This window comes from Nocardioides pocheonensis (genome assembly GCF_003725535.1).
GTDB lineage: Bacteria > Actinomycetota > Actinomycetes > Propionibacteriales > Nocardioidaceae > Marmoricola > Marmoricola pocheonensis.
The window spans coordinates 178333-202794 of the sequence record NZ_RJSF01000049.1 but is presented as its reverse complement, the minus strand read 5'-3'; the positions used below and the strand labels follow the sequence as shown (position 1 = coordinate 202794).

28 protein-coding genes are annotated in these 24462 nt (G+C 71.1%); 18 read left to right on the top strand and 10 right to left on the bottom strand.

Annotated elements, in window-relative coordinates; translation table 11 throughout:
• Positions 1-18: 18 nt before the first annotated feature.
• The 5 genes from kamE (at position 19) to EFL26_RS23790 (ending at position 3534) form a co-directional block, all read left to right on the top strand.
• Positions 19-858: a lysine 5,6-aminomutase subunit beta gene (gene kamE / locus EFL26_RS23810; protein WP_281273839.1), complete on the top strand. Its 840-nt coding sequence runs from the start codon at positions 19-21 to the stop codon at positions 856-858.
• A complete protein-coding gene (gene kal, locus EFL26_RS23805; RefSeq protein WP_123225407.1) occupies positions 855-1250 on the top strand; it encodes a 3-aminobutyryl-CoA ammonia lyase in 396 nt (131 codons plus the stop codon). The genes kamE and kal overlap by 4 nt, the downstream gene beginning before the upstream one ends.
• Before the next feature lie 509 nt (positions 1251-1759).
• Positions 1760-2479 carry a polyprenol monophosphomannose synthase gene (locus tag EFL26_RS23800; RefSeq protein ID WP_123225433.1) on the top strand — a complete coding sequence of 240 codons (720 nt, stop codon included), beginning with the start codon at positions 1760-1762 and terminating at the stop codon, positions 2477-2479.
• A gap of 22 nt (positions 2480-2501) precedes the next feature.
• Positions 2502-3068 (top strand): DinB family protein, encoded by a 567-nt coding sequence (locus tag EFL26_RS23795; protein WP_123225406.1) that lies wholly within the window; start codon positions 2502-2504, stop codon positions 3066-3068.
• A gap of 7 nt (positions 3069-3075) precedes the next feature.
• Entirely contained in the window at positions 3076-3534 is a 459-nt protein-coding gene (locus EFL26_RS23790) for an FxsA family protein (RefSeq protein WP_123225405.1), read from the top strand.
• Between the two features lie 27 nt (positions 3535-3561).
• Here the strand turns inward: EFL26_RS23790 and EFL26_RS23785 are convergent, their stop codons facing one another.
• The 3 genes from EFL26_RS23785 to EFL26_RS23775 all read right to left on the bottom strand — a co-directional run bounded on the left by EFL26_RS23785 (position 3562) and on the right by EFL26_RS23775 (position 6348).
• Positions 3562-3957 (bottom strand): RNA polymerase-binding protein RbpA, encoded by a 396-nt coding sequence (locus tag EFL26_RS23785; RefSeq protein ID WP_123225404.1) that lies wholly within the window; start codon positions 3955-3957, stop codon positions 3562-3564.
• Between the two features lie 161 nt (positions 3958-4118).
• Positions 4119-5498 carry an MFS transporter gene (locus EFL26_RS23780; RefSeq protein WP_123225403.1) on the bottom strand — a complete coding sequence of 460 codons (1380 nt, stop codon included), beginning with the start codon at positions 5496-5498 and terminating at the stop codon, positions 4119-4121.
• Positions 5499-5529: 31 nt separating this feature from the next.
• The gene (locus tag EFL26_RS23775; RefSeq protein ID WP_246000363.1) at positions 5530-6348 is read right to left on the bottom strand and encodes a glycerophosphodiester phosphodiesterase family protein; all 819 of its coding nucleotides are present in this window, start codon (positions 6346-6348) and stop codon (positions 5530-5532) included.
• 101 nt (positions 6349-6449) lie between these two features.
• Between EFL26_RS23775 and EFL26_RS23770 the strand changes: the two genes are divergently transcribed.
• Complete coding sequence (locus tag EFL26_RS23770; protein WP_148046820.1) at positions 6450-6713, top strand: zf-TFIIB domain-containing protein; 264 nt, start codon at positions 6450-6452, stop codon at positions 6711-6713.
• Between the two features lie 6 nt (positions 6714-6719).
• Here the strand turns inward: EFL26_RS23770 and EFL26_RS23765 are convergent, their stop codons facing one another.
• A complete protein-coding gene (locus EFL26_RS23765) occupies positions 6720-8246 on the bottom strand; it encodes a helix-turn-helix domain-containing protein (protein WP_123225401.1) in 1527 nt (508 codons plus the stop codon).
• Positions 8247-8308: 62 nt separating this feature from the next.
• On the opposite strand from EFL26_RS23765, the gene EFL26_RS23760 reads away from it, so the two are divergent.
• The 3 genes from EFL26_RS23760 to EFL26_RS23750 all read left to right on the top strand — a co-directional run bounded on the left by EFL26_RS23760 (position 8309) and on the right by EFL26_RS23750 (position 11772).
• Positions 8309-9325, top strand: a complete 1017-nt coding sequence (locus EFL26_RS23760; RefSeq protein WP_123225400.1) for a zinc-dependent alcohol dehydrogenase family protein — start codon at positions 8309-8311, stop codon at positions 9323-9325.
• 199 nt (positions 9326-9524) lie between these two features.
• Complete coding sequence (locus EFL26_RS23755) at positions 9525-11285, top strand: response regulator (protein ID WP_221177126.1); 1761 nt, start codon at positions 9525-9527, stop codon at positions 11283-11285.
• A gap of 25 nt (positions 11286-11310) precedes the next feature.
• Positions 11311-11772 (top strand): PaaI family thioesterase, encoded by a 462-nt coding sequence (locus EFL26_RS23750; protein ID WP_123225399.1) that lies wholly within the window; start codon positions 11311-11313, stop codon positions 11770-11772.
• Here EFL26_RS23750 and mgtA read toward each other — a convergent pair.
• Positions 11738-14410 (bottom strand): magnesium-translocating P-type ATPase, encoded by a 2673-nt coding sequence (mgtA, locus tag EFL26_RS23745; protein WP_123225398.1) that lies wholly within the window; start codon positions 14408-14410, stop codon positions 11738-11740. The two genes, EFL26_RS23750 and mgtA, sit on opposite strands and share 35 nt — an antisense overlap.
• 122 nt (positions 14411-14532) lie before the next feature.
• Here mgtA and EFL26_RS23740 point away from each other — a divergent pair, with 122 nt between their 5' ends.
• Entirely contained in the window at positions 14533-14994 is a 462-nt protein-coding gene (locus tag EFL26_RS23740) for an SRPBCC family protein (RefSeq protein ID WP_123225397.1), read from the top strand.
• A gap of 58 nt (positions 14995-15052) precedes the next feature.
• Positions 15053-15280: a hypothetical protein gene (locus EFL26_RS23735; RefSeq protein ID WP_123225396.1), complete on the top strand. Its 228-nt coding sequence runs from the start codon at positions 15053-15055 to the stop codon at positions 15278-15280.
• A 15-nt stretch (positions 15281-15295) separates the two neighbouring features.
• Here the strand turns inward: EFL26_RS23735 and EFL26_RS23730 are convergent, their stop codons facing one another.
• Positions 15296-16366, bottom strand: a complete 1071-nt coding sequence (locus EFL26_RS23730) for a GGDEF domain-containing protein (protein WP_123225395.1) — start codon at positions 16364-16366, stop codon at positions 15296-15298.
• Between the two features lie 178 nt (positions 16367-16544).
• On the opposite strand from EFL26_RS23730, the gene EFL26_RS23725 reads away from it, so the two are divergent.
• The 5 genes from EFL26_RS23725 to EFL26_RS23705 all read left to right on the top strand — a co-directional run bounded on the left by EFL26_RS23725 (position 16545) and on the right by EFL26_RS23705 (position 20858).
• Positions 16545-17021 (top strand): helix-turn-helix transcriptional regulator, encoded by a 477-nt coding sequence (locus EFL26_RS23725; protein ID WP_123225394.1) that lies wholly within the window; start codon positions 16545-16547, stop codon positions 17019-17021.
• A 4-nt stretch (positions 17022-17025) separates the two neighbouring features.
• Positions 17026-17433, top strand: a complete 408-nt coding sequence (locus tag EFL26_RS23720) for a VOC family protein (protein ID WP_123225393.1) — start codon at positions 17026-17028, stop codon at positions 17431-17433.
• Between the two features lies 1 nt (position 17434).
• Positions 17435-19798, top strand: a complete 2364-nt coding sequence (locus tag EFL26_RS23715; RefSeq protein ID WP_123225392.1) for an ATP-binding cassette domain-containing protein — start codon at positions 17435-17437, stop codon at positions 19796-19798.
• The gene (gene tsaA, locus EFL26_RS23710; RefSeq protein WP_123225391.1) at positions 19795-20205 is read left to right on the top strand and encodes a tRNA (N6-threonylcarbamoyladenosine(37)-N6)-methyltransferase TrmO; all 411 of its coding nucleotides are present in this window, start codon (positions 19795-19797) and stop codon (positions 20203-20205) included. The genes EFL26_RS23715 and tsaA overlap by 4 nt, the downstream gene beginning before the upstream one ends.
• Before the next feature lie 248 nt (positions 20206-20453).
• Positions 20454-20858, top strand: a complete 405-nt coding sequence (locus EFL26_RS23705) for a nuclear transport factor 2 family protein (RefSeq protein WP_221177125.1) — start codon at positions 20454-20456, stop codon at positions 20856-20858.
• A gap of 16 nt (positions 20859-20874) precedes the next feature.
• Here the strand turns inward: EFL26_RS23705 and EFL26_RS23700 are convergent, their stop codons facing one another.
• From EFL26_RS23700 to EFL26_RS23690, 3 genes are all read right to left on the bottom strand, one after another.
• Positions 20875-21318: an SRPBCC family protein gene (locus tag EFL26_RS23700; protein ID WP_123225389.1), complete on the bottom strand. Its 444-nt coding sequence runs from the start codon at positions 21316-21318 to the stop codon at positions 20875-20877.
• Positions 21319-21388: 70 nt separating this feature from the next.
• Positions 21389-21727, bottom strand: coding sequence for an ArsR/SmtB family transcription factor (locus EFL26_RS23695; protein ID WP_123225388.1), 339 nt, complete (start codon positions 21725-21727; stop codon positions 21389-21391).
• Positions 21724-22188 carry an SRPBCC domain-containing protein gene (locus tag EFL26_RS23690; protein WP_123225387.1) on the bottom strand — a complete coding sequence of 155 codons (465 nt, stop codon included), beginning with the start codon at positions 22186-22188 and terminating at the stop codon, positions 21724-21726. Before EFL26_RS23690 ends, EFL26_RS23695 begins: the two co-directional genes overlap by 4 nt.
• A gap of 224 nt (positions 22189-22412) precedes the next feature.
• Between EFL26_RS23690 and EFL26_RS23685 the strand changes: the two genes are divergently transcribed.
• Together EFL26_RS23685 and EFL26_RS23680 are read left to right on the top strand one after the other, a co-directional pair.
• Entirely contained in the window at positions 22413-23249 is an 837-nt protein-coding gene (locus EFL26_RS23685) for an aldo/keto reductase (protein ID WP_123225386.1), read from the top strand.
• 45 nt (positions 23250-23294) lie between these two features.
• Positions 23295-23996 (top strand): peptidylprolyl isomerase, encoded by a 702-nt coding sequence (locus EFL26_RS23680; protein WP_123225385.1) that lies wholly within the window; start codon positions 23295-23297, stop codon positions 23994-23996.
• Here the strand turns inward: EFL26_RS23680 and EFL26_RS23675 are convergent.
• Positions 23989-24456 (bottom strand): OsmC family protein, encoded by a 468-nt coding sequence (locus tag EFL26_RS23675; protein WP_123225384.1) that lies wholly within the window; start codon positions 24454-24456, stop codon positions 23989-23991. The two genes, EFL26_RS23680 and EFL26_RS23675, sit on opposite strands and share 8 nt — an antisense overlap.
• Positions 24457-24462 lie beyond the last annotated feature (6 nt).

Below are 24462 nucleotides of genomic sequence, written 5' to 3'. Positions count from 1 at the left end.
GCGCCGGGTCCGTCTGGACTGACGAGCGAAGCAAGCGCAGCGAGCCAGCGAGGAGGGAAGACGGACCCCGGAAGGCGCGCCGGCACGCGCGAGCGGAGCGAGCGCAGACTACTCAGACCGTACGGCGACACCACCGGCGACGGGATGGTCCAGGTCTCCTTCACCCTGCCGATGGCCCACTCGAAGGTCGCCGAGGGCGCTGCAGCCCAGCTGGCGAACAAGATGGGCATCGATCCGGCGCTGGTGGTCCACGCGAAGCCAATGGGCCCCGACTTCACCTTCTTCGTCGTCTACGGCCGGGTCCACCACCTCGTCGACCCCTCCGCGGTGGAGGTCGTCGAGCGCGACTACCCGTTGCTCACGCCGAAGGAGGTCAACGCGTCGATCAAGCAGGCGCTGCGCCGCCGGCTGGTGGTCGTCGGGGGCTGCATCGGCACCGACGCCCACACCGTGGGCATCGACGCGATCCTGAACATCAAGGGCTTCGCGGGGGAGAAGGGCCTGGAGTACTACCGCGAGCTCAAGGTGGTCAACCTGGGTGCGCAGGTCTCCGTGCCCGACCTGGTCGCCCGCGCCGTCGAGGAGCGCGCCGACGCCGTGCTGGTCTCCCAGGTGGTCACCCAGCGCGACGCGCACCTGCTGAACACGCGCGAGATGTCGGCAGCCTTCCGCGAGGCGTTCCCGGCGGAGCGTCGTCCGCTGCTCGTCGTCGGCGGTCCTCGCTTCGACGAGACGATGGCCGCCGAGCTCGGCGTCGACCGGGTCTTCACGCGCGGGACGACGCCGGGCGAGGTGGCCAGCTTCCTGGTGCACCAGCTGGTGAGCCAGCGAGCCACCCAGAGAGGGGCATCACGATGAGCCGAACCTCCGCGTGCCGGCCCGGCCTCCGGGTCACGCACCGGCGCTACGTGCCGTACTCCCACGCCCACTACGCCGGCAACCTCGTCGACGGCGCCTACTCCCTGGGGCTGTTCGGCGACGTCGCCACCGAGCTGTGCATCACCACGGACGAGGACGAGGGCCTCTTCGCGTCGTACGCCGACGTGCAGTTCCGCGCGCCCGTCCGGGCCGGCGACGTGCTCGAGGTGTCCGCCGAGCTGGTGCGCGTCGGCACTCGCTCGCGGGTCATCGAGTTCACCGCGACGGTGGTGGGTCGCGGTGCGCCGGAGGAGGGTGCCTCGGCCGCCCGGATGCTCACGGAGCCGATCGTCGCGACCACCGCCACGGGCACCTGCGTGGTCCCCGCCTGACCCGTCCAGACCGCTCCGGCGTGTCGGGACGCGACACGCCGCGCGCTTCAGAATTCCTTCACGAAAAGTTCGTGTGGGGATCACCGGCCTGACCAGCGCATTCGCCCCATCCGCGCAGGTCAGCGGGCGCTTGACACGGAGGCATTGCGTGCGTTGATATGCGCTGGTTCCTCCAGGCAGATCGTCTCGCCTTCGCGTTCCGACATGATGGGAAAAGCCTCACCGACCGCCGCGGTGCGGGTGGACCCTGACGGCTGAGTCGGGATCGCGTCGACCAGACGGGAGAACACGGGGGGAGTGCGGTACCAGTAGACAACGGTCGTCCGATGGCAGCCAGTCATCGTGCGGGCGGTCCGAAGGTCTCGTTCCTCCCCCCGCCGCCGCCGGCCCGGCGGCCGAGCCCCCGTCGCGGCGTTCCTCCGCGCCTCTCCTGCGCCGGGCGATCACCCACCGGTTAGATTGGCTTCCGCGCGCCGACGTCGGTGGGAGGTCGAGTGGAACGGGCCGTGATGGTCATCCCGACCTACAACGAGGTCGACAACCTGGCTGACGTCGTCGCCCGTGTACGCCGGGCCGTCCCGTCCGTCGACGTGCTCGTGGTCGACGACGGCTCGCCCGACGGCACCGGGGAGCTCGCCGACGAGATCGCGGCGAAGGACCCGCAGGTGCGCGTGCTCCACCGGACGGTCAAGGAGGGGCTCGGGGCGGCGTACTGCGCCGGGTTCTGCGTCGCCCTGGAGTCCGGCTACGACGTGATCGGCGAGATGGACGCCGACGGCTCCCACCGTCCGGAGCAGCTGCCGCTCCTCTTCGCGGCCCTCGCGGACGCAGACCTGGTGATCGGCTCCCGGTGGGTGCCCGGCGGAAGCGTGGTCAACTGGCCGTGGCACCGGCGTGCGCTCTCCCGGGCGGGCAACCTCTACACGCGTGCGCTGCTCGGGATGCCCGTGCGCGACGCCACCGCCGGCTTCCGGCTCTTCCGCCGCGGCACTCTCGAGGCGATCCACCTCGACCAGGTGCAGTCGCAGGGCTACGTCTTCCAGGTCGAGCTGGTCCATCGCACCCTGGATGCCGGCCTGCGGGTCGTCGAGGTGCCGATCGAGTTCGTGGAGCGGGAGCGAGGGGACTCCAAGATGACACCCGAGGTGGCCCGGGAGTCCCTGGTCAGGATCACGCGCTGGGGGCTTGCCGAGCGCCGCGGGGGCACGCATCGACCGAAAGGGCGTTGACCCCGGCGGCTAGCGTGAGTCCATGAGCGAGACCGCGGAGCCGCGCCACGACCAGGCCGGAGGAGTCGTGCGCACCGACCCGCCGCTGCGTGCGGACGAGGCGGACACCCTGCTGGCCTTCCTCGACTACCACCGCGACACCCTGCGGATGAAGGTCGCCGGCCTGGACGGCGAGCAGGTCGGTCGCCGTCTCGCGCCGTCGACGATGACCCTCGGCGGGCTGGTGAAGCACCTCAGCCTCGTGGAGGACAACTGGTTCTCCGTGGTCCTCGACGGCAGCCCGTACGCCGAGCCGTGGGCGCAGGTCGACTGGGACGCCGACCCCGACTGGGAGTGGCGCACCGGCGCCACCGACGACCCCGACGCCCTGATCGCCGAGTTCGACGCGACCGTGGCGCGCAGCGACACCCGCATCGCCGCAGCGCTCGCGCGGGACGGGCTCGCGACGCTCTCGGTCCGCACCACCCGGCGCGGTGAGGGAGCCTTCAGCCTGCGCTGGATCCTGCTGCACATGATCGAGGAGTACGCCCGGCACAACGGCCACGCCGACCTGCTGCGCGAGTCGGTCGACGGTCAGGTGGGGGAGTGATCCCGAGATGAGCGCCGCCCGCCGTCGCCGCTTCCCCTGGCCGCTCCTGTTCGCGGCGTTTCTCGTCGTGCCGATCGTCGAGATCTACGTGCTGATCCAGGTCGGCCAGGTGATCGGCGCCTGGTGGACCGTGCTCCTGCTGATCGCCGACAGCCTGTTCGGCTCCTGGCTGCTCAAGCGCGAGGGAGTCCGTGCCTGGCGCGCGCTGCAGCAGGCCTTCACCGAGGGCAGGATGCCCACGCGCGAGCTCGCGGACGCCGCCCTGATCGTCTTCGGCGGCACGCTGATGATCAGCCCCGGGTTCGTGACCGACGTGGTGGGGCTCCTGGCGATCCTGCCGTTCACCCGGCCGGTCGCCCGCCGCCTGCTGACCGCCTTCGCCGCGCGGCGGGTCGTCGTGGTCCGGGACGCACGACGCCCCGGACCACCTGATGACGTGGTCCGGGGCGAGGTCGTCGATCCCTGACGGGCGGTCAGCCGACCGCGCCTGTGGTCAGGCGGTCGCCTTCTTCTTCTTGCCCGAGCGGGCGGCCGGGCGGTGCAGGTGGGCCGGGCCGATCTCGCCGCCGCGGAGCAGCTCGAGACGCTCGGTGAGGATGTCCTCCAGCTCGCTGATCGAGCGGCGCTCGAGCAGCATGTCCCAGTGCGTGCGGACCGGCTTCTCGGCCTTCTCCTCCGGCTGGATGCCCGAGACGCTGAGGGCGTCGGCTCCGCAGCGCGGGCACTCCCAGGTGGCCGGCACCTCCGCCTCGACCGACATCGTGATCTCGAAGGCATGGCCCCGGGGGCACTGGTAGCCGACCTGCTGCCGCGCAGCGAACTCGATGCCGCGCTCGTCCTCGAAGCTCTGTCCGCCGAGGCGGGCTCCTCGTAGCGTTCGGTCTCCCATGGCATCCTCCACTGTCTCGGTCGGCCAGATCGTGGCCTCACCTCATGCGTACAACCTCAGGGACGCTCAGGCAAGGCGATCGTGACGGCATTCGCCCAGCGGTACCCCGTATGCAGGTTCCAACGAGCGCCGGGGGTGCAGGATTCCCGGGGAGACCTGGCTCACACCACCGACGGCGGCCGGTTGCCGGCCTCGGCGATGCCGCGCTCGGGGTCGAGCCGGAGCAGGAAGACCGCGCCCAGCACGAAGAACACGATCAGCGCCAGGATCGCCGGTCGGTAGGACCCGCTCAGCTGGAAGACCACGCCGAAGGTGAGCGTCCCGAACCACGACGTCCCGCGCTCGGCGGCGTTGTAGAGGCTGAAGTACTCGCCCTCACGCCCGCGGGGGATCAGCAGGCTGAAGAACGACCGGGACAGCGCCTGGGTGCCGCCCATCACGATCCCGATCGCGATCGCCACCAGGAGGAAGAGCACGACGTTCTTGCGGGGAAGGACCATGGCGATCAGCACGATCCCCATCCAGGCGAACGTGCCCCACAGGATCGAGTGGTACGACCCGAAGCGCTCCGCCAGCCGGCCGAAGAACAGCGCCCCGCCCCAGGCGACGAACTGGATCAGCAGGATCGTGCCGATCAGGACCGACGTGCCGAAGCCGAGCTGCTTCTCGCCGTACGTCGACGCGGTGTAGATCACCGTCTGGATCCCGTCGTTGTAGAACAGGTAGGCGATCAGGAAGGTCATCGTCATCGGGTACTGCGGCAGGCCGCGCAGCGTGGTGTAGAGCTGGCCGAAGCTGCGCGCCAGCAGGCCACCGGACTCCGGCACGACGTTGCGCGGGGCGTAGTCGCGCAGGCGCACGAACGGGATCACCGTGAACGCCGCCCACCACACCGCGGCGGAGAGCAGCGAGAGGCGCACCGCCATCGACTCCGAGAGTCCGAAGGTGTCGTGGGCCAGGAACATCACCAGGTTCACCGCCAGGAGCAGCCCGCCGCCCAGGTAGCCCCAGGCCCACCCGCGCGAGGAGGCCCGGTCGCGCTCCTCCTCGGTCGAGATGTCGACCAGGATCGCGTAGTAGCTGACCAGCGAGCAGCCCGCGAGGATGCTGCTGGCCACCACCGCGACGGCACCCAGCTGCCAGTGGTCGCCACGCAGGAAGAACAGCAGCGCCGCGAACGTCGCCCCGGTCCAGGCGAACACCGCCATGTGCAGCTTCTTGCGCGGCGAACGGTCGACGAAGGCGCCCACGATCGGGAGCAGGAAGGCGCTCGCGATCGTCGCGAAGCTGGTCAGGTAGCTGGGCAGCGACCCGGCCGCCAGGTGCAGGCCGAGGACGCTCACGCTCTTCTTGCAGGTCTCGTCGGCGTCCACGCAGCCGGCGGCCTTCCCGGCCACCGTGATCATGTACGGCGCGAACATCACGCTCAGCACCGTCGTGTAGAACGCGGAGTTGGCCCAGTCGTACCAGTTCCACGCCTTCTGCTGGCGCAGCCGGTCGAGCGGCTCGAGGTCGGCGATCGACGGGGGAGGGGCGGTCATCGGGTCCTCCGGCTCGCGGTGTCCTGGTCCTTCATGGCTGGTCCCTCCACAGTCCTCGCTCGGTGAGCACGTCCTTGAGCACGTCGGTGCGGTCGGTGATCAGGCCGTCGACCCCGAGCTCGAGAAGCTCCACCATCTCGACGGGGTCGTCGACCGTCCAGACGTGGACGTGGACCCCGGCCGCGTGGGCCCGGCGTACGACCGAGCGGGTGACGAGCGGCAACCGTCCCCGCTTCCGCGGGATCTGGAGCGCGGCGAACGGGCGCCGTCGCACCAGGCGCGTCACCCGGGGCCACGACGCGGTCAGGAAGTACGCCACCTCGCGGGGAGCGGCCGACGTCGCGACCCGGCCGCCGGTCAGCCTGCGGAACTCCTGCAGGTCGCGGGAGGAGAACGACCCCACGCAGACGCGGTCGTGCGCACCCGTGCGGTCGACGAGGTCGGCGAGCGCCTCGGCTGCGCCGGGAGCCTTCAGGTCGATGTTGAACCGGCACTCCGGCAGCTCCTCGAGCAGGTCGGCCATCGAGGGCACCGCGTGGGCGCCTCCGATCCGGGCCTGGGCCAGCTCCTCGGCCAGCATCGTGGCGAGGGGTCCGGAGTGGCTGGTCATCCGGTCCAGGACGGCGTCGTGGAAGGCCACCAGCCGGTGGTCACGGGTGACGTGGACGTCGGTCTCGAGGTACCGGTACCCCAGCGCCGCGGCGTGCCGGAAGGCGTGCAGGGTGTTCTCCAGACCCACGAGGTCCGGGTGGAGCGCGCCACCCCGGTGGGCCATCGCGATCACCGACGGGGGCGGGACGTGGTCGAGGAAGGCATGACCGGTCACCGGACGTCCCTCCTCGACTCCCACGGGAGCAGTATTCACCGCAGCGGCGGGGTCGCGGACCGACACGAGCAGACTGCCGCCGGATCTTCCGTGGTCATCGGGCGTCGCGGGGGTACGGTCGCAAGGTGGATGAGCTGACCTGTCCCCAGTGCCAGGGCACGATGGCACCGCGCAGTCTCGGTCTGGTCTCGGTACGCCGCTGCGAGGGCTGCGGCGCGCTGTTCCTGGAGAGCTCCGCCCTCGGCGCCCTGATCGAGGCCGAGAACGACTGGCACGCCCACCAGTCCGCCAACACGGCGGCCCTGCCCCGGATCACCGCGGAGATGTCCGAGCCGCCGGCCGCGCAGCCGCGCAGCCGGGCCTACGTCGAGAGCCTGTTCCGGGCCTGAAGCGCCTCAGCCCAGGTCGCGGAAGGTCTCCACGCGCGCGCCGAGCTGGTTCAACCGCTCCGCGAGGTCCTCGTAGCCGCGGTTGATCACGTAGACCGAGCGCAGCACCGAGGTGCCCTTCGACGCCAGCATCGCGAGCAGGATCACCACGGCCGGTCGCAGCGCCGGCGGGCAGACCACCTCGGCGCCCGACCAGTGCGTCGGCCCGTCGATCATCACCCGGTGCGGGTCGAGCAGCGTGACCCGGCCGCCGAGCTTGTTGAGCTCGGTGAGGTAGATCGCGCGGTTCTCGTAGACCCAGTCGTGCAGCATCGTCTTCCCGGTCGCGACGGCGCCGATCACCGCGAAGAACGGGAGGTTGTCGATGTTCAGGCCCGGGAACGGCATCGGGTGGATCTTGTCGAGCGGGGCGTGCAGGACCGAGTGCCGCGTGGTCAGGTCGACCAGGCGGGTGCGGCCGTTCGCGGCGACGTACTCCTCCGAGCGGTCGTAGCGGAAGCCCATCTCCTCGAGGACGGCCAGCTCGATCTCGAGGAACTCGATCGGCACCCGGCAGATGGTGATCTCCGAGTCGGTCACGATCGCCGCGGCAAGCAGCGACATCGCCTCGATCGGGTCCTCGCTGGGGGAGTACTCGACGTCCACCTCGATCCGCGGCCGGCCGGTGACCGTCAAGGTCGTGGTGCCGACGCCTTCGACTCCGACGCCGAGCTCCTGCAGGTAGAAGCACAGGTCCTGGACCATGTAGTTCGAGCTCGCGTTGCGGATCACCGTCACGCCGTCGTGCAGTGCCGCGGCCATCAGGGCGTTCTCGGTGACGGTGTCGCCACGCTCGGTCAGCACGATCGGCCGCGTCGGGGCGACGTCGGCGGTGACTGCGGCGTGGTAGCTGCCCTCGGTCGCCTTCACCTCCAGGCCGAACGGGCGCAGGGCGCTCAGGTGCGGCTCCACGGTGCGGGTGCCCAGGTCGCAGCCACCGGCGTACGGGAGCTGGAAGTCGGCGGACCGGTGCAGGAGTGGGCCGAGGAACATGATGATCGAACGCGTACGCCGGGCCGCCTCCGCGTCGATCCCGCCGAGGTCCAGGTTGGCCGGCGGCACGATCTCGAGGTCGTTGTCCTCGTTGAGCCAGCGGGTCCGGACCCCGATGCTGTCGAGGACCTCGAGGAGCCGGTTGACCTCCTCGATCCGCGCCACGCGGCGCAGGGTGGTGCGGCCACGGTTGAGCAGCGAGGCGCAGAGGAGCGCGACCCCGGCGTTCTTCGAGGTCTTCACCTCGATGCTGCCCGACAGCGTCGTCGGCCCGGTCACGCGCAGGTGGACCGGCCCGGCGCCGATGCTGACCAGCGGCTCGTCGAGCGCCTCGCCGATCCGGGCGAGCATCTCCAGGGAGACGTTCTGGTGCCCCCGCTCGATCCGGTTCACCGCGCTCTGACTGGTGTTCAGCACGTCCGCGAGCTGCTGCTGGGTCCACCCGCGGTGCTGGCGAGCGCTGCGGATCAGGGTGCCGATCTGGGTCAGGTAGTCCGTCACCTCTGGACTGTATCTCAGATATGAGATGAAGTCGGCACCCACCGCGCTGGCAGGATCGACCCATGCGCGTCACGACCATCCATGCCCCCGGCGACATCCGTCTCGAGGAGCGCCCCGAACCCGAGATCACCGCCCCGACCGACGCGGTCATCAAGATCACCGCGGGTTGCATCTGCGGTTCCGACCTCTGGCCCTACCGCGGGGCCAACGACGTCACGCCGGGCACACCGATCGGGCACGAGATGGTCGGGGTCGTCGAGGAGGTCGGCTCCGAGGTGCGGTCGTTCCGGCCCGGCGACTTCGTCGTGGTGCCGTTCTGCACCTGCGACAACACCTGCCCGCACTGCCGGCACGGCGCCCAGTCGGCTTGCCTGCACGGCGGCATGATCGCCGGCGGCCAGGGGGAGTACGGCCTCGTCAGCCAGGCGGAGGGCAGCCTGGTGAAGACCGACGGACCACCCGACGCGACGATGATCCCCTCGCTGCTCACCCTGGCCGACGTGTTCCCGACCGGATGGCACTGTGCCGTGTCGGCGGGCGTCAGGAAGGGCGACACCGTGGTCGTCGTCGGCGACGGTGCCGTGGGGCTGTGCGGCGTCCTGGCGGCCGCCCAGATGGGCGCCGAGCGGGTCATCGCGATGTCGCGCCACGAGCCTCGCCAGCAGATCGCCCGTGCGTTCGGCGCGACGCACGTCGTCGCCGAGCGGGGCAAGGAAGGTGCGGCGGCGATCAAGGAGCTGACCGACGGCGTCGGAGCCGACGCCGTGCTCGAGTGCGTGGGCACCGACGACGCGATGCGGCAGGCGTTCGCCGTCGCGCGACCCGGGTCCACCGTGGGCTTCGTCGGCGTGCCGCACGGCGTCGACGTACCGGTGGCACGCATGTTCGCGAAGAACATCGGGCTGGCCGGCGGCGTGGCCCCCGTCCGCCGCTACCTGCCCGAGCTGCTCGACCTGGTGACCAGCGGAACGGTGAACCCGGGGCTCGTCTTCGACACCGTGCTGCCGCTCTCCGAGGTCGCCGCGGGCTACCGCGCGATGGACGAGCGCACGGCGATCAAGGTGCTGCTCGAGCCGTAGGCGCGCGCCGACCGCCCGCTCACCGGCGCCGGCGGAGAGGCCCGGTCTAGCGAAACGGATTCGTGGGCAGCTCGCGGGGCTTACGATCGACGGGCGAGGGAGGGCCCGTGTGCCCGGCGCGACCGACCGCGCGCGCTGAGCCCATGTCGAGGAGGGGATGGCCGTGCAGCCGCTACAAGAATCCGGGAACTTGCTGAGGTTGACGACCTTCGCTGCGACCGCGACGACGCAGGACGAGCTGGTCGCCGGCGTGCTGGCTCCGCTGCGCGAGCTCGCCGGGGCGCAGGCCGCCCTGGTCGTCTGCCGCACGGCCGACGGTCCGGTCGTGCGTCGTGCCGACGGCCTGGCGCTGGAGGTCACGGAGTTCACCATGCCCTCCGACCGCGCCGGACTGGTGGCGGCGCAGCTGCCCGCCTCCTGGGGCGCAGCCGGGGTGTGCGAGGCGCTCGCGCAGGTGCTGCCGGGCCACGTCGGGGTCCTGGTCCTCGCCTGGACGACCGACCACGGTCAGGCCGACCGCGAGCTCCTCGACGCTGCGGTGGCCGTGGTGGACGGCGCATCGGCACGGCTGGACGCCGAGGAGCGGCTGGCCGACCTGGTCGCCCGGGTCGACAGCGCACAGCACCTCGCCGGCATGGGCGACTACGACTGGCACATCCCGACCGACACCAACCGCTGGTCCGACCAGCTCTACCGGATCTACGGCTACGAGCCGCAGAGCTTCAACGCGACCTACGAGAAGTTCCTCAGCAACATCCACCCCGACGACCGCGAGCGGATCCAGGGGATCCACCAGCAGGCCTACGCCAGCGGCGAGCCGTACCAGATGATCGAGCGGATCGTCCGCCCCGACGGCGAGGTGCGGTACCTCTCCTCGAACGGCGAGGTGATCATGGGCGAGGACGGCGTCCCGGTGCGGATGCGCGGCACCTGCATCGACGTCACCGAGCGCGTGCTCGCCGAGCGGGAGACCGAGCGTGCGGCGGAGCGGTTCCGCGGACTCGTGGAGTCCTCGCCCGACGCGATCCTCGTGCTCGACTCCGGCGGTGTCGTGCTCCAGGCGAACGGCCAATCGGCAGAGCTGCTCGGGGCCGACCCGACCGGCCACGCCCTCGACGAGATCCTGCCCGGCCAGAGCTGGGGCGGCGGGGGAACAGGGATCGAGGCCAAGACCCTCGACGGTCGGCCCCTCCTCCTGGACCTCACGACCGCGGAGCTGACCGAGAGCACGCACGAGGGCCGCACCGCGGTGTTCCTCAAGGACGCCGCACCCCGGCTCGAGCGCGAGGCGATGGCGACCCGGCTCGGCGAGTCCCAGCAGCGCCGGCGCCAGGCTCTGGAGATCAACGACAACGTGGTCCAGGGGCTCACGTCCGCCGTCTACTCCCTGGAGCACGAGGACGTCCGGCAGGCGAGCTCGTTCATCGAGCGCACCCTGGCCGCGGCGCGCGACATGATGGACGACCTGCTCGAGCCCAGTGGCGAGGAGCTGCACCCGGGTGACCTGGTCCGCAGTGTCGCGGCCCGGCTCGAGCACGTGGCTCCGCGCGAGCAGCCGGGCGGTGGCAACGACGACCCGCCGGACCCCGCGGCGTACCGGGTGCTGATCGTCGACGACGCGGAGGACATCCGGGCGCTGCTCCGGATGAAGCTCAACCGCGAGGAGCGGTTCGAGGTCGTCGGTGAGGCCGCGGACGGCGTGGACGCGGTGGAGATGGCCCGCACCCTCCAGCCACACCTGGTGCTGCTCGACATGGCGATGCCGCGCATGGACGGGCTGCAGGCGCTCCCGCTGATCCGCGAGGCCGCGCCGGGCGTCCGGGTGATCGTGCTGTCGGGGTTCAACCAGAGCACGCTCGAGCGCGAGGCGCTGGCCGCCGGTGCCGACCGGTACATCGTCAAGGGCGGAAGCATGCGCGACCTCGTGGACGAGATCGAGAAGGTCCTGCGGGTCGCGTGACCGGCCGACGCAGCACGAGCGCCCGGTGACCCCCGTCGCCGAGAGCCTGCAGGAGCGCTACTACCCGGACCTGCCGTGCTTCGGGTGCGGGCCGGCCAACGAGAAGGGGCTGCGCCTGCGCAGCTACGTGCGCGACGACGGCCTCGTCACCGCGCTGTTCACCCCGTGGCCCGAGCACGACAACGGGCTCGGCTACCTCAACGGCGGCATCATCGCCACGGTCCTCGACTGCCACAGCGCGGCCGCCGTGACCCACGAGGCCTTCGCCCGGGACTGGCCGCCGCTTCCGGGCGCGGCGCTGCCCTACGTGACCGCGGGCCTCGAGGTCAGCTACCTGCGTCCGGCGCCGTTGACCGAGACCGTCACGTTGTACGGCGAGGTGGTCGCGGCCGCCGAGACCGAGATGTCGGCGCACGTGTGGATGGAGTGGGACGGCAAGACCCGCGCCGAGGTCACCGCGGTGTGGAAGCGCTGGCGTCCCCGCTGATCCTCGCGGTCCTCGCGCGCGACCGGGTCCGTCGGGTCGTCGGCTCGTGGTGCGGGGAGCTGAACTGCGCCGCCCGGCGCCGCTGGTGACGAGCCGTCGTCGGCACCTTCGGCACGGCGACCGGGCCGGTGGTCCGGTAGAAGAGCCGCTTGGCCAGCTCCACCAGGGCGATGTAGGCCACGACCATGGCCGCCAGCGTGGCGAAGTAGGGCGGCGGCAGCGGCGCGAAGCCGAGGGTCGATGCGACGGGGCTCCCGGGCAGCAGGGCGCCGATCGTGACCACGCCGAGCGCCGCCAGCGTGAGCGGGAGGCTGGGATGGCTGCGGAAGAACGGCGACCGCCGAGTCCTGATCGCGAAGATGATCAGCGTCTGGGTGGCCAGCGACTCGACGAACCAGCCTGAGCGGAACAGCGACGGCCCCGCGTCGAACCCCCAGATCATCACGCCGAACGTGGCGAAGTCGAAGACCGAGCTGAACGGGCCGAAGTAGAGCATGAAGCGGCGGATGAACGCGATGTCCCAGTGCGAGGGGCGCCGGAGCTGCTCCTCGTCGACGTTGTCGGTCGGGATCGCCAGCTGGCTGACGTCGTACAGCAGGTTGTTGAGCAGCACCTGGGACGGCAGCATCGGGAGGAACCCGAGGAACAGCGAGGCACCGGCGGCGCTGAACATGTTGCCGAAGTTGCTCGAGGTGCCCATCAGGACGTACTTGATGGTGTTGGCGAAGATCCGGCGCCCCTCCGCGACGCCGTCGGCCAGCACGTCGAGGCTCTTCTCCAGAAGGATGACGTCGGCGGCGTCCTTGGCGACGTCGGTCGCCGAGTCCACGGAGATCCCGACGTCGGCCGCGTGCAGGGCGAGGGCGTCGTTCACCCCGTCGCCCAGGAAGGCCACGTCGCCGCCGCTGAGCCGCTGCACCCGGACGATGCGGGCCTTCTGCTCGGGGCTGACCCGGGCGAAGACCGTCGTGCCGGGGACGGCCGCGGCGAGCGCCTGGTCGTCGAGGCCATCGATGTCTGTTCCGGAGAGGACGCGGGCACCCGGCAGGCCGAGGTCGTGGCAGACCTTGGCGGCCACGGTGGCGTTGTCGCCGGTCACGATCTTGACGGAGACCCCGAGCGCGGTGAGCCGGTCCAGGGCTGCGGCGGCGTCCGGTCGCGGTGGGTCGAGGAACACGAGCAGCCCGGCGAAGCGCAGGTCGTGCTCGTCGCTCGCTTCGACGTTCTTGGCGCCGGGCATCGACCGCGTGGCAACCGCGACGACCCGGTTGCCGGCCGCGAACTCGGCCGACAGGGCGGACCGGGCCGGCTCGGGCACGTCGAGGCAGCGCTCCAGCACCGCCTCGGGTGCGCCCTTGACCAGGAGGAGGGGAATACCGTCGCCGAGGTCGACCAGGACCGACGTCCTCCGACGCTCGTGGTCGAACGGAACCACCGACAGCCGGCGCACCGCGGTCGTCGCCGCTCGCTCCGCGGCGGTCGCCGGAGACTCCCACAGCGCCGCGTCCAGAGGGTTGCCACCGACCAGGTGGCCGTCGACCAGGTCGGCCGAGGTCGCGAGCAGGCCGTAGCGCACCAGCAGGTCGGTCGGGACCGCCGGGTCCGGCTGGGCGCGCATGAAGCTGATCCGGCCCTGCGTGAGCGTGCCGGTCTTGTCCGTGAACAACGTGTCGATGTCTCCGAGGTCCTCGATGCAGACCAGCCGCTTCACGAGGACCTTCCGGGCGGCCAGCCGGCGCGATCCCGCGGCCAGGCTGGTCGACACGACCGCGGGGAGCAGCTGCGGGGTGATCCCGACCGCGATCGCGAGCGAGAAGAGCAGCGCGTCGAGCACCGGGCGCTGGAGCACCACGTTCATGACGAAGATCGAGCCGGTCAGCGCGCCCGCGGCGTACACCAGGAGCATCGAGAAGCGACGCAGGCCGACCTGGAACTCCGTCTCGGTCTGCTGCGTGGCCAGCCCGGCCGAGATCCTGCCGAACACCGTCGACGCCCCGGTGACGACGACCACGCCACGGCCGCTCCCGGCATGGACGACGGTGCCCATCAACGCGCACCCCGAGAGGTCGGCGAGCGCGGTGCCTGCCGGTACGGCGGCGATGCCCTTCTCGACCGGCAGCGACTCGCCGGTGAGGACGGACTCGTCGCACTCCAGCGACGACGCGCTCACCAGCCGCAGGTCGGCCGGGACGATGTCACCGACCGCGAGCTCGACGAGGTCGCCGGGGACCAGCTCGGTCGCACTGACCTGGGTGGCCCTGCCGTCCCGCACCACCACGGCGAGCTGGCGGATCTGCGAGTGGAGGGCCTGGGCGGCGCGTTCGGCGCGGTACTCGTTGACGAATCCCAGTCCGATCGAGGCGGACACGATCACGCCGATGATCACCGCATCGGTGGCCTCACCGACGAAGGCAGAGGTCAGGGCGGCGAGGAGGAGGAGGCCGAGCAACGGCGAGCGCAGCTGGTGCCAGAGCACGGAGAGTGCTCGAGCGCGGTGCGAGGACACGGCGTTCGGGCCGTAGCGGCCGAGTCGCTCGCGGGCCTGCTCCCCGGTCAGCCCGGTCTCGTCGACCTCCAGCCGGCGCAGGGCGTCCTCGGGCTGCCACGAGCCGGCTTCCACCACGGCGTCGACGGTCACGACCCCATCGTGCCGATCCGGCCACGGGGACGGCGAGGGTCCAACGACCCGAGCCACCGGGACCCGGGGGACGCCACGTCGGGACGGTCACCGTGATCGGCGTGCCTGCTAGGTTCCGCGGCATGCGTGGATCGGTGACGGTGCGGATGGCCGCGAGCCCGGAGGTCGTGTGGGACCTGGTCTCCGACGTGACCAGGATCGGCGAGTTCAGCCCGGAGACCTTCGAGGCGCGGTGGACCCGCGGGTCCACGGGGCCCGAGGTCGGCGCCCACTTCAAGGGTCACGTACGACGCAACGGGATCGGCCCGGTCTACTGGACGCTCTGCCGGGTCACCGAGTGCGTCCCGGAGCGCGACTTCGGGTTCGTCGTGGAGATGAACGGCCAGGACCTCAACCACTGGCGCTACCAGCTGCGTCCCGTCGACGGCGGCACCGAGGTGACCGAGTCCTTCGAGCTTCCCGCCACCGGCCTGCTCAGGCTCTACTGGGCGATCCTCGGTCCGCTGCGCGGACGGACCAACGAACGCGGCATGCGGCAGACCCTGGAGCGGATCCGGACGATCGCCGAGCAGAGCAGCCGATGAGGGTCGTCGCGCCCGCCCGAGGGTGATTGCCCCGCGCCCGACCGGGTACGCCGCACCCATGAGCGACCAGCCCAGCGAGCCCTCGGATTCCGTCGAGTCGGCGGAGGCCGAGCGCGTTGCGCGTCGCGCCGAGCTGCTGCCCGAGGAGGAGTCGGCCGGAAGCGACGACCCGCACCACCAGGCCGAGGAGATCCTCCACGAGTCCGACGAGCGGACGAACCACCCCGAGGAGACGGGCAGCGAGTCGACACAGACGTCCACACCCGACGAGCGACCCGGCTCCTGACCGAGCCGTGACGGCTCAGTGCACCGGGGCGTCGTCGTCCGTCGCGGCCCGTTCGGCAGCTACGGCCACGCGCCCACGGCCCGCCCGCTTCGCCTCGTAGAGGGCGCCGTCCGCGGCGGAGTACAGCGAGACGAGGTCGTCGGCATCGGTCGGGGCGTGCGCCAGCCCGAGGCTGATCGAGACCCGCAGCGGCACGTCCTCTCCCTCCAGGCGGAACTCGTGGGCCCGGACCGAGGTCAGCAGGTCCTCGGCGCGGTGCTTCGCCACGTGGGTGGGGCACCCCGGCAGCAGCACGGCGATCTCGTCGCCCCCGAGGCGGCAGACCACGTCAACAGGACGGGTGAGCTCGACGATCAGCTCGGCGAGGCCGACGAGGACGGCGTCGCCGGCGGGGTGGCCGTAGCGGTCGTTGATGCCCTTGAACTCGTCCACGTCGAGCAGGATCAGCGAGGTGCCCTCGTCGCTCGCCGCACCCGACAGTGCCGAGGTGGCCGCCTCGTCGAGCACCCGACGGGTGACCAGCCCGGTCAGCGGGTCGACCGCGGCCATCTGCTCGAGCCGGGCGACCAGGCGTGCCTGGCGCTCGCTGGAGACGGTCAGCAGCACCGCCGTGGTCACCAGCGCGGCGGCGACGTAGCCGGCGTCGACGAGGGCGTCCTCGAACGAGAGCTGGCTGGCCACCACGACCACCTCGCCGATCAGGGATGCGGTGGTCATCACGACCGACCCGCCCACGGGGAGCTGGGACGCGCCGTACAGGACGGGGAAGACGAAGAAGATCTGCGCGGACACCGTGGCGTCGTTGGTGAGCAGGTCGACCACCGCGATCGCCGCCACCGCGAGCAGCGGCCCGACCGTCCAGGCGATCCGGTTCGCCTCCTGGAAGTAGCGCGCCAGCACGGCGAGCGCGATGACCAGGACGATCACGCCGCCTCCGACGAGCATCGCACTGGCGCCGGCCTGGTGCTGCGTGGGCTGGAAGGGCGCGAAGACCACGCTGACGGCCGCGGCGACGGCGCACAGCACCGAGACGGTGCGCGCGGCCGAGCGGTGTCGGCGCGGAAGCATGCAGTTCAGCAAGGACATGTCCCACCGCGTTGGAGTCCGTGACGGCGTAACCGGGTGCCTGGCACGTCGACGAGCCTAGTCCCGGAGGCGGCTCACCGCCGGGCACGACACAGGTCGACCCGTTCGCCGACTTCCCGCATCTGCGCGTCGGCCGGGACGCTGGACTCTGCGGGTGACCGATGGGGAGGATGACGGTGTGCACGCCGACGACCGCGCGGACCCGGACCGCCACCGCCTGGACGACCTGGCCCGGCTGCGCCGGGTGCGTGACCGGATCGACCGGGAGTACGCCCAGCCGCTGGACGTCGAGGCACTGGCGCGCGGCGTCCACGTCTCCGCCGGGCACCTGAGCCGACAGTTCCGCCTCGCGTACGGCGAGTCGCCGTACTCCTACCTGATGACCCGCCGGATCGAGCGCGCCATGGCCCTGTTGCGCCGCGGCGACCTGTCCGTCACCGATGTCTGCTTCACCGTCGGCTGCTCCTCGCTCGGCACGTTCAGCACCCGCTTCACCGAGCTGGTGGGGATGCCGCCCAGCGCCTACCGCGAGCAGGCCCGCCTGCTCATCGAGGAGGACGGCTCGGGCGACGGCATGCCGGCGTGCGTGGCGAAGCAGGTCAGCCGGCCGATCAGGAATCGAGAAGCGCCCGTGACCGCCGCACCCCTAGCGTGAGCGCATGGACATCACCATTCACACCACCGTGCTGCCCCACCAGGACCCCGAGGCTTCGGTCGCCTTCTACCGCGACATCCTGGGCTTCGAGGTCCGCACCGACGTCGGCACCGGCCAGATGCGCTGGATCACGCTCGGCCCCGCCGGTCAGGACGTCTCCCTGCTGCTGGCGCCTCCGGCCGCCGACCCCGGCATCACCGAGGACGAGCGCCGCACGATCGCCGAGATGATGGCGAAGGGCACCTACGGCTGGATCCTGCTGGCGACCCACGACCTCGACGGGACGTTCGAGAAGATCCAGGCCACCGACGCCGAGGTCGTCCAGGAGCCGACCCTCCAGCCCTACGGCATCCGCGACTGCGCGTTCCGCGATCCCGCCGGCAACATGGTGCGGATCCAGGAGCTCGCCTGAGATGACGCCTGTCACCGCGGACAGCCATGACCTGATCCGGGTGCAGGGTGCTCGGGAGAACAACCTCAGGGACGTCAGCGTCGAGCTGCCCAAGCGTCGCCTGACGGTGTTCACCGGCGTGTCCGGCTCGGGCAAGAGCTCCCTGGTCTTCGACACGATCGCCGCGGAGTCCCAGCGGCTGATCAACGAGACCTACAGCGCGTTCGTGCAGGGCTTCATGCCGAGCCTGGCCCGTCCCGACGTCGACGTCCTCGACGGCCTGACCACGGCGATCATCGTCGGCCAGGAGCGGCTGGGCGCGAATCCGCGCTCGACGGTGGGCACGGTCACCGACGCGAACGCCATCCTGCGCGTGCTGTTCAGCCGGCTCGGGACGCCGTACGTCGGGCCGGCGATCGCGTTCTCCTTCAACGTGCCCGCCCGCAAGGCCAGCGGCGTGATGACCAGCGCCACGGGGGAGAAGACCGTGGTGCGCAACGCCGTCTACCACGGCGGCATGTGCCCGCGCTGCGAGGGACGCGGCACGGTCTCCGACCTCGACCTCACCCAGCTCTACGACGCCAGCCTCTCGCTCAACGAGGGCGCGCTGACGATTCCGGGCTACAAGCCGGGTGGCTGGAACTACCGCCTCTACAGCGCGTCCGGGTTCGTCGACCCGGACAAGCCGATCGCGAAGTACACCGAGAAGGAGCTGCACGACTTCCTCCACCACGAGCCGGTGCGGATGAAGATCGAGGGCATCAACATGACCTACGAGGGCCTGGTCCCTCGGATCCAGGGCTCGATGCTCGCCAAGGACAAGGAGGGGATGCAACCGCACATCCGGGCGTTCGTCGAGCGTGCGGTCACCTTCACCGCGTGTCCCGACTGCGGCGGCACCCGGCTCAGCGAGTCCGCCCTCTCGTCGAGGATCAAGGGCATCAACATCGCCGATGCCTGCGCGATGCAGATCACCGACCTGGCCGCGTGGATCCGCGGCCTCGAGGAGCCCTCCGTCGCGCCGCTCGTCGAGGCGCTGGGGGACAACCTGGACTCCTTCGTCGAGCTCGGGCTGGGCTACCTCAGCCTCGACCGACCCTCGGGCACGCTGTCGGGTGGCGAGGCACAGCGGATCAAGATGCTGCGCCACCTAGGTTCCTCGCTGACCGACGTGACCTACGTGTTCGACGAGCCGACCGTCGGGCTGCACCCGCACGACGTCCAGCGCATGAACGAGCTCCTGCTGCGCCTGCGCGACAAGGGCAACACCGTGCTCGTGGTCGAGCACAAGCCCGAGGTGATCGAGATCGCCGACCACGTGGTCGACCTGGGGCCGGGTGCCGGTACGTCGGGAGGGTCGGTCTGCTTCGAGGGCACCGTCGGGGCTCTGCGGAAGACCGACACCGTCACCGGCCGGCACCTGGACGACCGGGCGTCGCTGAAGCCGACCGTGCGCAGCGCCACCGGCGCCCTCGAGGTGCGCGGGGCGAGCACGCACAACCTGAAGGACGTCGACGTGGACATCCCGCTCGGCGTGCTGGTCGTGGTGACCGGGGTCGCCGGCTCGGGCAAGAGCTCGCTGATCGGCGGGTCGGTCGCCGGTCGCGACGGCGTCGTGACGATCGACCAGGGGGCGATCAAGGGCTCGCGGCGCAGCAACCCGGCGACGTACACGGGCCTGCTGGAGCCGATCCGCAAGGCGTTCGCCAAGGCCAACGGCGTGAAGCCTGCGTTGTTCTCCGCGAACTCGGAGGGCGCGTGCCCGACCTGCAACGGCAACGGGATGATCTACACCGAGCTCGGCTTCATGGAGACGGTGTCGACGCCGTGCGAGGACTGCGGCGGCAAGCGGTTCGAGGCCTCGGTGCTCGAGCTGCGCTTCGGCGGGCTGAACATCGCCGAGGTGCTCGACCTGCCGGTGAGCGAGGCGCGACGGTTCTTCTCCGAGGGCGCCGCGCGGATTCCGGCGGCAGCCGGGATCCTCGAGCGGCTCGAGGGAGTGGGGCTGGGTTATGTCAACCTGGGCCAGCCGCTGTCCACCCTCTCCGGCGGGGAGCGGCAGCGGCTGAAGCTGGCCACGCGGATGGCCGAGCCGGGCGGCGTCTACGTCCTCGACGAGCCCACCAGTGGCCTGCACCTCGCGGACGTCGAGCAGCTGCTCGGGCTGCTGGACCGGCTGGTCGACGCGGGCACGTCGGTGATCGTGATCGAGCACCACCAGGCGGTGATGGCGCACGCCGACTGGATCATCGACCTCGGCCCGGGGGCCGGCCACGACGGTGGTCGGTTGGTCTTCGAGGGCACGCCGTCCGATCTCGTCGCCGACCGCTCCACGCTCACCGGGCAGCACCTGGCGGCGTACGTCGGCGCGGCTGCGCGCTCGTGACCGGCGGCGCGGTGGAGATCAGCCCGGTCGGAAGGGTCGAGTCGAGCCTCGTCGACCGCTCGGCGGCGCCCCGGCAGCCCGACGAGGGCGCGCCGGAGGCGTGGCTCGTGATCGACGAGCGCTACCTCGCCGCGCTGGACGGCCTCACGGCCGGCGACCAGGTCGTCGTGCTGACCTGGCTCGACCGGGCCGATCGCGACACCCTCGTCGTCCACCCGCGCGGCGACCTCACCCGGCCGCCGACCGGTGTCTTCGCGACGCGGTCGCCGGACCGGCCGAACCCGATCGGGCTCCACGACGTCGAGGTCCTGGCCGTCGTCGGCCCGCGGGTGCACGTGCGCCACCTCGAGGCGATCGACGGCACTCCGGTCCTGGACCTCAAGCCGGTCCTGACGGCGGATCGTTGACGGCGAGCGGATAGTCCGGCACGTTCGGACGCCGCTGAGGGCGCAAACCCCGTCCGAACGTGCCGGACTATCCCGAGAGGGGCTGCGCACGCCGACACAGTTCGCCGATAACGTACATTATGTCAATGTCCGTGGAGACGGCCCGCCCCCTTCTCTCTCGCGGGTGGCAGCTCTCCGAGAATCGGTCACCGTCTGGTGCAGCGCGAAATCCCCTTGGTGAGCGCAGGCGCGCCGTGGATGCTGAGCCCATGACAGCCATCTCCGGTGAGTTCGCGGACGCCCGGCTGGTCGTCGCCGACAACGTGCACGTCGCGGCCGACGTGCTGGCGCCGTTGCACGACTACGCCCTGGGGCACGCCACCGGCGACCCGCAGCACTTCCGGCGGGCGTTCCGGCAGACCGCCCACGTCGAGGGCATCCGGGACGGCGCCTTCGTGTCGTGGGACCTGGACCGCTACTGCGGCCTCTTCGAGGGACCCGCCGCCGACGAGCACCTGCGCAGGCGCAGGATCGACTCGGTCGACGTCGTCGGCACGATCGCCACTGCCACGATGACCCTGACCCACGGCGCCGACACGTTCACCGACATGTTCCTGCTGGTGCGCGACGACGACGGCTGGCGGATCGCCAACAAGGTCTACCACCGGGCCTGACGGCCGGCGCCCGCGGTCAGTCCGGGAACGCGACGTGCACGTCGCGCGGCGCCGGTGCACCTTCTCCGGTCTCGACGAGCTGCTTGAGGCTCATCAGGTACGTCGCCCACTTGGTGCTGCAGTGGTGCATGAACTCGACGGGCTCACGCCAGCCCTGGTGCCGGAACAGCACGATCGTGTAGTCGCCGTCCTGGCGCAGCTCCCAGTCGACCGTCGTGCCGACCCACTCCTCGGGTCCGTCGACGACCTTCCAGGCCACGTGCTCCGACGCCCGCCGGTCGACGACCTCCATGTCGAAACCGCCGGGCGGGAACCGGAACTGCAGGACTCCCCCGACGTCGGCGCTGCCGGACGTGTCGTCGGTCCACCAGCCGGCGAGGCCCTCGACGGTGGTGAGTGCGTCGTACACCTTCTCCGGCGACGAGGTCTGGACCCCGACGCGGTGCAGGATGTCTACCATGTCAATCGTTCTCCTTGTCTTTGTGGATGCGTTCGGGCCGCGCCGTACCTCGGTCACTGCCCCGCTGTGATCAGCCGTCCTGCTGGCGCTGGATGGCCTCCGCGATCTGCTTGATCCTGCGCAGCCGGGCGTCCCAGGTGGCGCCCACGGCGTTGAGCTGGGCCACCGCGCGTTCCAGCTGGGCCTGGTCGACCCGGTAGCGCCGCTCGCGGCCTTCTGGAGAGGACCGCACGAGCCCGACGCGGTCGAGCACGGCCAGGTGCTTCGCCACCGCCTGCCGGCTGACCGGGAGCTGGTCGCTCAAAGCGGTGGCGGACGCCGCACCGCCGTCGAGCAGGAGGTCGAGCATCCGGCGACGGTTGGGGTCGCCGATCGCCGACCAGAGGTCGTCGTCGACGGCGGTCGTCATCGCGCCGCCTCCAGCGACTCGGCGTACGCCGCGATCCGCGGGACGTAGTGGGTCCAGCCGTCCAGGTGCTCGCGGTAGGTCTGCTCGAGCACCGCAGCCTCCCACCCGCGCTCGCGGAACCCGGTCTCGGTGAGCCGCAGCAGCGTGCCGGAGTCGACCGGCACCAGGTCGAAGGTGACCAGCATCGAGTTGCCCTCGGCCGCCGACTCCCCCACGGCGTGCGTCCAGCGGAAGCTGAACCGGTTCGGCGGGTCGGCGACGACGACGGTCATCGCCGTCACGTGAGCACGGGGGTCGTCCCCGTCGGCCCAGGCCAGCTCCCCCGTCGCGCCGGCGACAGGCGGCACGTCGGACTCGGCGTACCACCACTCGCGGACGTGCTCGGGCCGGCTGATCACCTCGAAGACCACCTGCGGCGGAGCGTCGATCCGGATCTCCCGCTCGATGCTGGCGAACTCCATGAAGGCTCCTTCAACGTGCAACGTTTGGTTGCATAACACCGTAGCCGGTCCTGTTCGATGCCGCAACCATCGGTTGCACATTGACGCCCGGGCTCCTCCGCGGGCGGGTCGGACAGACCGCCGAGACGGTGTTCGACGGCGCTCGGCGGCGACCCTCCGGGGCGGCCTTGCGGGACTCCCGGTTCCCACCACTCGACCCAGGGATCCTCGATAAGGTCGCCCCCATGGAGATCCCGGTCTACGACCTCAACGACGGCACCGAGCTCCCCGTGGTCGGCTTCGGCACGGTGGGGCTCCAGGGAACCGACGGCCTCGAGGCGATCCTGAGCGCGATCGGCGCGGGCTACCGCCTGCTCGACACCGCGGTCAACTACGGCAACGAGATGACCGTCGGCGAGGCGGTGCGGCGCTCCGGCGTACCGCGCCCGGAGTTCCGCGTGACGAGCAAGCTGCCCGGCCGCCACCACGCGTACGACGACGCGATCGTGTCCACCCACGAGTCGCTCGGCCGGCTCGGCCTCGACCACATCGACCTGCACCTGATCCACTGGCCCAACCCCAAGCGCGACCTGTACGCCGAGGCCTGGCGCGCGCTCGTCGACCTCCAGCGCGACGGGCACGTGGTCAGCATCGGCGTCTCCAACTTCACCGCCGAGCACCTCGACCGGATCATGGACACCAGCGGCGTGGTCCCCGCGGTGAACCAGATCGAGATGCATCCGTACTTCCCGCAGGAGGAGCTCCGCGCGGTCCACGACTCCCTGGGCATCCGCACGGTCGCCTGGAGCCCGCTGGCCAAGGCGAAGGCGCTCTTCGAGGAGGACTCGGTGCGCAACGCCGCGGAGAACCACGGCGTCTCCCCCGCCCAGGTGGTGCTGCGCTGGCACTTCCAGCTGGGCGCCGTGCCGATCCCGAAGTCGTCGGTCCCGGAGCACCAGCTCGTCAACGGCGACATCTTCGACTTCGAGCTCTCCGACGACGAGATGGCCGCGATCACCGGGCTCGGCCGCGAGGACGGCCGGCTGTTCGACGGCGATCCCAACGAGCACTACGAGATGTGACTCCGGGCGTCCGGACACGCGGGCGCCGTCGCTAGCATCGCCCCCGTGATCCGCGCCCGCGTTCCCCTTCTTGCCCTGATCCTGCTCCTCGTGGTCGCGGGCTGCGGAGGCGGTGGCGCCCGGTCGAGCGGTACGACGGCGAAGGCCCCCTGCCACTACGTGTCCGACGGCTCGACCCCGGCGCGGAAGGTCCACCTGCCGCCCTCCACGCCGCCCAAGGACCTGCCGACGACCCTGACGATCACCACCAACATGGGCGACATCCCGGTGAGCCTCGACGCCGCGCAGGCGCCCTGCGCGGTCAACTCGCTGGTCTCCCTGGCCAAGCAGGGCTACTTCGACCGCACGCCGTGCCACCGGCTCACCACCCAGGGCTACTTCGTGCTGCAGTGCGGCGACCCAACCGGCACGGGTCGGGGCGGCCCGGGCTACGCGTTCGCCGACGAGCTGGTCGACAACGACCCTCGGTTGCAGCCGTGCGGGGTCGAGTCCAACCAGCAGTACTGCACCTACAACGCCGGGACGGTCGCGATGGCCAACGCCGGCGCCGACACGAACGGCTCGCAGTTCTTCCTCGTCTACGGCAACTCGAAGTTCCCGCCTGACTTCACGGTCCTCGGAAACATGGACGCCGCCGGGCTCAAGGTGGTCACCCAGATCGCGGCGGCCGGCATCGGCACACCGAACGGCATGGGCCCCGGTGACGGTGCGCCGAAGGACCCGGTGATCATCGCCTCCGTCAAGTGACGGGGGTCGCCGAGGCCTGCTCCATCGCCACCGGTGACGGCAGCGCGACGGTCCGGCTCACCGTGCAGATCCGGTCGCGGGACCGCTCGATCGCGCTCTGCAGGACGCTGCGGGCCGCGTCGCCGGCCTCGCCCTCGGGGAAGGTGACGTCGAAGACCACGCGCAGGTTCGTGAGGTGGTTGCCCTGCTCGTCGCGCACCTTGTCGCCCTCGACGTGCACGTCGAACGCCTCGGGCGCGGAGCGCTTGCCGGTGATGTAGTCGACGTCGATGGCGGCGCACCCGGCGATCGCGGCGAGCAGCAGCTCGACCGGCGTGAAGTCCGGGTCGTCCCCCTCGCCGATCGGCAGCACTCCCCCGCGCCAGTTGGTCGCCTTGTAGCGGTGCTCGCCGATCCGGGTCAGCTCGACGGAGCGGTAGGTGTCGGCCCGGCTCTCGGCCGGCTGGGATGCGTCGGTCATGGCCTC